A 6,597-nucleotide genomic window follows, 5' to 3' on the forward strand; every position below is an offset into this window, starting at 1 on the left:
GTAGCAGAGTAAACTCTGCTGCAAAGGGTGCTGTCAACCACCCTATGATGTAACGCCACTTTAGATAGCAATATCTACTGGGGTTAAAGGTCGGAGGTGTAAACCGTTAATACGACTGGGTAGTTGACTGCCGTTATTATACCTTATTACAGCGCTATCTATGTGTAATTTCTATGAAATTATGTATTATTAACTCTTAAACACAAACAATTTACTAATTAAATAGTTCCCAACAAGCACAAGAATCTGTGCTGCAACCTTCACACCAATACTATTCATACTTAACAAATTAATACCCACATATAAAATAAGTTCTTCCATTAATAGAGTGGCAACACGTCCTCCAAAGAAAGATACCATTTCCTGGATAATACCTTTCATACCTTCCGCATTACTATCAAATACCCAGATACGATTTGTCACATAGGCAAATAATACTGCAAGTATCCAAGAAAAGATATTCGCAATCATTGGATCCATATGCATACTGATATCAAAGAAGGCATAAGAACCAATACTAATGAACGTAGTTAAACCTCCAAAGAATAAATATAATAATACTTCTTTATATTTCTTATAAAACGGATTAAAGATACTAAGGATCTTCCACTCCATGATTCTATCAAATATATCTTTATCTTTTTTCATAAAACTCTCCTTATTTTTTTGGTCACATACGTAACTATTATATTCTATTTAACTGTACACATCAAAAAAAATAGAGAATTTCAGAAAATAATTTGATACATATACCTTCAAATAATGTAGTATCATGACTATCACATCGAATTACATAGTAGGGTATGTTATAATTATTGTGTTTGAATTCAAGGGGGGGTTCTTATGAATAAAAAAGGAAAAAGTAAAATTATATTTCTATCCGGACTTATTACTTTACTCATTATTTTATGTATTTATGCATTAAATGGATTTGCACCATTTGGCACTAAAACATTAGCTGTAATGGATGCAAATATTCAGTATATTGATTTCTTCTCTTATCTAAAAGATGTTATTGCAGGAAAGAACTCAATTACTTATAGTTTTGGAAAAACTCTGGGTGGATCAAATGTAGCTGTATTTAGCTATTATTTATCTTCACCATTTAACCTATTATTATTGTTTTTCTCTAACGCGAATCTCTATACATTCTTTAATATCGTAGTCGCATTAAAGCTTACATTGGCGTCTATCGCCTTTGCGTACTTTGTCACAAATAGATTTGAAACATCTTATAAAGACAATAGTTTTCTCTTTATTCTACTTTCCTGCGGTTATGGTTTATGTCAATATAGCTTCTTCCAGGCAAGTAATATCATGTGGTTAGATGGCATGTACATGTTACCTTTCATGTTATTACAGGTTTATTATATTGTGCAGGGAAAGAAGAACTGGAATCTATCTATTGCGGTAGGTTTAGCTATTATCTTTAACTGGTATATGGCTGGAATCAGCTGTGTCTTCACTGGTATCTGGTTCTTATTAGAATGTTGCTTATTTGCAGTAGAAAATAAGATGACATTTATACAGTTTATTAAGACTGGCATTAGATATGTGTTTGCCATGATTCTAGGTGTTATGGTAAGTGCTGTCTTATTCTTACCAACTATCGGTGCTTTAACGAATGGGCCTAGAGGAAGTCTTTCATTTAAAGATTTATTAGACTTCTCTTTTGTCGGTAATATGTTAAACGTTATTCCTAAGTATAGCTATGGGGCTCATAGTGAATTAGGATTTGCAGCATTATTTTGTGGAGGACTTGCGATAGTACTTGCTTTATCAGTATTCTTCAACAAACAAATCAAAGTAAAAGTAAAGATTGTACTTGGTGTATTCTTATTTGGAATACTTCTATGTCTTTATTGGCATCCTCTTTATTTAGTATTCTCACTCTTTAAATTTGTAGGAAGCTATAACTATAGATATTCATTCCTAGTTGAATTCTTTATTCTATTCTTAGCTGCATACAATTGTGTATATGCAAAAGAGAAGAATAATATTGTGAAGACTGGTGTAGTCGCAATTGTATTCTCAATATTAAACATTGTATTAACACGTCATTATACACACCAGGAAAAGATTTATGCTTGTTTAACTGTAGCTATGATCATTGTTTTAACTGCTTTATATATCTCTAGTCAGTTAATCACTAAACAAAAGACAAAACAGTTACTTCTTGTAGTATTACTTATTGTTGGTTCTATTGATTTAGGTATCAATTCTAGTCTTCTTGCAAATTCTTTATGTATGAATGATTTGGAATATACATCATATAGAAAGAATCAAGAAAAGATCATCCGCAATATACAGAATGATGATCAGTCTAACTATAGAATCACACAGACATCTAACAGAGTTATGTATGAAGGTAATCTAACTGCCAACTATGATGAACCATTATCATATAGATATATGTCTACAAGTGGATATACTTCTTCACCAGATGGTACACAGTTAGAGTTCTTAAATAAGTGTGGCTATCCTACTTATGCAGATTGTTTAACTGTCACAAATACATCTATGTTAGGTATTGATTCATTACTTGGTGTGAAATATGTATTAACTTCAGAAAACTACACTGGTCTAGTAAAGAAAAACAATACTAAGTTAAATGGTAAGTATACATATACAAATCCATATTATATGCCTCTCGCATTTACATGTAATAACTTTGACGCAATTAAGAATGAAGAAGGCTATTTGAACCCATTTGATTATCAGAACTTATTATTTAAACAGTTATTCAATACTTCAAAAGATATTTATAAACCTGTTAAGTATGCAGTCACAAAGAAGGATGATTCTTATACAGAAATCAACTTAAACACTTCTAACTGTAAGAATATGGTTTATTATGGTTTTATTCCTTGGACTTCAGAATCAGAATCTTATGTTTATAATGGTAAAGATGTGATTACTAAGTATGCATGCTGGTTATCACCTACTGTATTCCATATTGAAACAGATAGTTCAAAAACAAAGCTAAGAGTTGAATCTGCAGATTCTAATTTCAATTATGATAATGCCTATTTCTACGCATTAGATTTAAATGTATTGGATGAATGTGCTAAAACAGCACTTGAAAATGAAGTCAATATCTCAATGAAGAATGGTTCTATTGATACAACAGTTAACGCAGAAGATGAAGATAGTTATCTCTATTTATCTGTTCCTGTAGATGATTGTTGGGATGTATTAGTGAATAACGAAAAAGCAGAAGTAAAGTCATTTGGAAACTGCTTATATGCGATCAAACTTCATTCTGGTACTAACAAAATTACTATGAGATATCATACAAAATACAAAACGTTAGGTATTAGCTTAACAGCAGGGGCAATATTGTTTATAATCGTAAGTGCAGTTTATAGAAAAAAATATTCTAAGGAGAACTAAAATGGAAGGTTTATTAAGTATTATAATACCATCTTATAATGAAGGACTATTAATTGATAATACCGCAAATGTAGTAGTAGATATCATGACAGAACATAAGATTCCTTATGAAATCTTATTTGTGGATGATGGTTCTAAGGATGATACTTGGAATAGAATCCAAGCAGCATCAAAGAAACATGAACATGTAAGAGGTGTTCATTTCTCTAGAAACTTTGGTAAAGAATCTGCAATTACTGCAGGCTTAACATATGCAAAGGGTGATTGTTGTGTTGTCATGGACTGTGATTTACAACATCCACCAATTAAAATTGTAGAAATGTATAAATTATGGCAGGAAGGATATGAAGTTGTAGAAGCTGTCAAAGAGGATAGAGGAGAAGAATCAGGTATCCATAGATTTATGGCTAATACTTTCTATAAGATCATCTCTAAGTTGACTAATATCGATATGATGAATGCATCAGACTTCAAGCTTCTTGATAGAAAAGTCATGTTGGTACTACTTAATATGAAAGAAAAGAATTCTTTCTTTAGAGCTTTATCTTCATGGGTAGGATTTAAAACAACACAGATTCCATTTAGAGTTGCTGAAAGAGAAGCAGGGGAATCAAAGTGGTCTACTAAATCACTCATTAAGTATGCAATACTTAATATTACTTCTTTCTCTTCTGCACCTATGCAGATTGTCACTATTTGTGGTTTTATCATGTTACTTATCTCTGTAGTATTTGGTATTAACTCAATTGTACAGTATGTGAATGGTACAGCTTTAGGAGGTTTTACTACAGTTATTCTACTTCAGTTATTCTCTAGTAGTATTATCATGATCTGTCTTGGTATTATTGGTTACTACATTGCACAGATTTATGATGAAATCAAAGGAAGACCTAAGTTCATCGTTTCAGAAGAATGTTAGAGTGGATGTGATTAATCACATCCTTTTTTATGCATAAAAAAGGTCCTCCCAAATAGGAGGAACCTCATTGTTAATAAATAATAACTTTAGTATTATTACGAATGTTGTCATAGATCCATTTTGCGTTTTCTAGATCTAATCTTACACAGCCATGAGATACAGCTGCATCCATTGAGTTATCAATAATTCTCTTTGGAGAATTCTGTCTATCATAAATCACTGAATGGAATAAATAGTTACCATTAATCTGAGTAAAATACCAGCATCTACCTTTAGTACCTGTATCAAAGTATTTACCTCTAGATTTGATATAGTAAGTACCGCTTATAGTAGGAGTAGAAGGCTTACCAACACAACATTTATAATACTTTGCATCTGCCCAATTATACTTACTTCCTTTAAATACACCTACACGATGTGCTGCTCTATCTACAATCACAATATAGTTTGTAGGGCTATCTTGGTTATTCGCAACACCATGCATCTTAGCTAAAGTTAAAGTACCACCAACGAGTCTACCATTTCTTACTTCATAATATTCGCCCTGCCCATCAATCTGTGCATAACCAGAATAGCTCCAGTCTAAACGTCCATTCTTAACATAGAAATAATATTCACCATTGCAAGCAAGACCTGTATAACCCCAGTCTAAACGACCATTACGAACAAAGAACCATTCATTACCTTTCTGGACAAGTCCTGTATAGCTCCAATCTAACTTACCACCTTTAACATAGAACCATTCATTGCCTTTCTGAACAAGACCTGTATAGCCCCAATTGACACGTCCCTTTACAATATAATACCAGTCATTACCTGACTGACCTAAACCTGTATAATTCCAGTTTAAGCGTCCTTTTTCAACATAGAACCACTGTTTATTGTATTCCACAATTCCTGAATGATTCCAATTTAACTTACCATTTTCAATATAGAACCATTCGTTACCACGCTGAACAAGACCAGTATAGTTCCAGTTTACTTTACCATTCTCAATATAATACCATTCGTTACCATACTGAGCGAGTCCACTATAAGATGTATCAATACGATTATTCTTGAAGTAGTACAATTCTCCTTCAATTTCATTTAATCCATCAGGGTACTTGGTAGTAGTTCCACCGTTATTTGTATTACCACCACCATGTGAATTTTCAAATGGACTATAAGAATAGTTTAAATCTACATTACCTGAAATACCTGGCACCCTTCCTGTAGATGAGCACTGCCACATATCATATTTACCCTGGTAATTACAAACTGTATTATATTGTGCAACCCACTTAGTCCAGTTATTAAAACAACTATCAGTTAAATAATTAGTAAACCAATCTTTGTTCGCATAAATACCAACAGTATATCCCTTTGCAGATAACTTATTACAGAATGTCTTCGCAATATTCGCAATTTCAGTTTTGCTTAATTTCTTACGTATTGCCTCTTCTTCTAAATCATAATAAACAGGATACTTAAACTTCTTTCCCTGTAATAAACGAATCGCATGATCTGCTTCACTAGAAGCTTTTTCTACAGTATCCGCATAAGAATATAAGTAGACACCATAAGGAATATTGTTGTCTATACATCCCTTTACATTTTCTTCCCATTTCTTATCATCCTGATTCTTATCATTTGTACCATAACCACATCTGATAATCGCATATTCTACTTCTGACTGTTTGACTTTCTTCCAGTCAATAGTGCCATTATGATAGCTTACATCAATTCCCTTACAAATAGCCTTTGGGTCATTAGGCCACCCAGAATTAGTGGTAGCACGTGCAGCATAATTTGCATCGCCTCTATCCTTCATCTGACCATCAGTATACCTAAAACTGTTTGCTAGGTCGTTCTGTTCATAATAGCTCATTTCATCCTCTGCATAAGATGGTAAATAAGCTGTATTGAACACCATAAAGCAAGATAAAACTACAACACAAAACTTCATAAATAATTTTTTCATAAGCGTGTTCTCCTTCATGTATATAAAACTCTAACATTCTAATTAATGCGAAATATTTCACAAAAAACAATATTTATTAGAAATCTATAACACATGTTCCCATTATAACATTAACCTTTATAATCAGTAACCCCTTGTGATAACATTTTTACGTTCATTTAACATATTTACTTATATTTATGGGACATCTTATTTTGTATTTTGACTATATTTAATATGTGTATTCTTCTAAGCATAATTTTTTATTCATGATTTCCTCCATTTCCCCGCGCCTTCGTTGCGCGGACACAAATATATAACCAAACTCAAATCCACCAAAACT

At 32.3% G+C, this 6,597-nt stretch carries 4 protein-coding genes; 2 read left to right on the forward strand and 2 right to left on the reverse strand.

Going from position 1 to position 6,597, the window contains the following annotated elements; translation table 11 throughout:
• Positions 1–189 precede the first annotated feature (189 nt).
• Entirely contained in the window at positions 190–648 is a 459-nt protein-coding gene (locus tag EAI80_RS11330) for a GtrA family protein (RefSeq protein WP_129982123.1), read from the reverse strand.
• Positions 649–843: 195 nt separating this feature from the next.
• On the opposite strand from EAI80_RS11330, the gene EAI80_RS11335 reads away from it, so the two are divergent.
• Together EAI80_RS11335 and EAI80_RS11340 are read left to right on the forward strand one after the other, a co-directional pair.
• Positions 844–3,393 (forward strand): YfhO family protein, encoded by a 2,550-nt coding sequence (locus tag EAI80_RS11335; RefSeq protein WP_129982124.1) that lies wholly within the window; start codon positions 844–846, stop codon positions 3,391–3,393.
• A gap of 1 nt (position 3,394) precedes the next feature.
• Positions 3,395–4,312, forward strand: a complete 918-nt coding sequence (locus EAI80_RS11340) for a glycosyltransferase family 2 protein (protein WP_129982125.1) — start codon at positions 3,395–3,397, stop codon at positions 4,310–4,312.
• A 70-nt stretch (positions 4,313–4,382) separates the two neighbouring features.
• Here EAI80_RS11340 and EAI80_RS11345 read toward each other — a convergent pair whose 3' ends face one another.
• Positions 4,383–6,275 (reverse strand): GH25 family lysozyme, encoded by a 1,893-nt coding sequence (locus tag EAI80_RS11345; RefSeq protein WP_161220343.1) that lies wholly within the window; start codon positions 6,273–6,275, stop codon positions 4,383–4,385.
• Positions 6,276–6,597: the final 322 nt, after the last annotated feature.

It is taken from the genome of Catenibacterium sp. co_0103 (assembly GCF_004168205.1).
GTDB lineage: Bacteria > Bacillota_I > Bacilli_A > Erysipelotrichales > Coprobacillaceae > Catenibacterium > Catenibacterium mitsuoka_A.

What these genes read in the sequence shown, in the direction of transcription:
- EAI80_RS11330 (WP_129982123.1), bottom strand. Translation starts at nt 648, where the DNA reads ATGAAAAAAGATAAAGATATATTTGATAGAATCATGGAGTGGAAGATC.
- EAI80_RS11335 (WP_129982124.1), top strand. Translation starts at nt 844, where the DNA reads ATGAATAAAAAAGGAAAAAGTAAAATTATATTTCTATCCGGACTTATT.
- EAI80_RS11340 (WP_129982125.1), top strand. Translation starts at nt 3,395, where the DNA reads ATGGAAGGTTTATTAAGTATTATAATACCATCTTATAATGAAGGACTA.
- EAI80_RS11345 (WP_161220343.1), bottom strand. Translation starts at nt 6,275, where the DNA reads ATGAAAAAATTATTTATGAAGTTTTGTGTTGTAGTTTTATCTTGCTTT.